Origin of the sequence: Xanthomonas sp. SHU 166 (genome assembly GCF_000364685.1) — a bacterium.
GTDB classification, from domain to species: domain Bacteria; phylum Pseudomonadota; class Gammaproteobacteria; order Xanthomonadales; family Xanthomonadaceae; genus Xanthomonas_A; species Xanthomonas_A sontii.
The window spans coordinates 1-744 of sequence record NZ_AQOJ01000508.1; the positions used below are offsets into that span (position 1 = coordinate 1).

Here is a 744-nt window from a genome sequence, read left to right on the forward strand (position 1 = left end):
CACGCAGGTGGCGCGCGCAACGCCGCCCCCCGTGCCGACCGCCCCGGTGCCGGCGCAAGCGCAAGCGCAATCGCCGCCAACGCCGCTGCTCGCGCAACAGAACACGCCGCAGGAGTCGGCCGCCGCGCAGGCCAGCGCGCCACCCGGCATCGTCGCGCCACCTGCGGAGCGTTACGCCGCGCCGCAGTCGCTGGCCGGGACCACGCCACAGGCGCGCGTGACCTGGCAGGCGCAACTGCTGGGCCACCTGCAACGCTACAAACGCTATCCGCGAGCGGCGCAGCGACGCAGGCAGGAAGGCGTGGCGCACGTGGGTTTCGCAGTGGACCACGGCGGCCATGCCGGCGACCTGCGCCTGGTCCGCAGCAGCGGCCACGACACGCTGGACGCCGAAGCGCTGGCCACGGTCCGGCGCGCCGAGCCGCTGCCACCGCCGCCGGCAGAGATGTCCGGCGATGCGGTGCAGGTGGTGGTGCCGGTGGAGTTCTTCCTGCGCTGAGCGCGATGGTCGTACCCGCGCCGACCGAACCCGCGCCGGTTACTCCAGGTTCTGCACCTGCTCGCGGATCTGGTCGATCAGCACCTTCAGTTCCACCGCGGCGTTGGAGGTGCGGCTGTCCACCGACTTCGAGCCCAGGGTGTTGGCCTCGCGGTTGAACTCCTGCAGCAGGAAGTCCAGGCGCCGGCCGGCCGGTTCCGGCTGGCGCAGGACGCGGCGCAGTTCCTTGATATGGCTGCCGAGCC

2 protein-coding genes are annotated in these 744 nt (G+C 72.7%); one reads left to right on the top strand and one right to left on the bottom strand.

Going from position 1 to position 744, the window contains the following annotated elements; translation table 11 throughout:
* On the top strand, positions 1-499 hold a 499-nt coding region (locus tag D180_RS13010; RefSeq protein ID WP_017913129.1), incomplete at its 5' end, for an energy transducer TonB.
* A gap of 39 nt (positions 500-538) precedes the next feature.
* Here D180_RS13010 and D180_RS13015 read toward each other — a convergent pair.
* Positions 539-744: DUF1732 domain-containing protein (locus D180_RS13015; RefSeq protein ID WP_043090962.1), on the bottom strand; the 206-nt coding region annotated here is incomplete at its 5' end.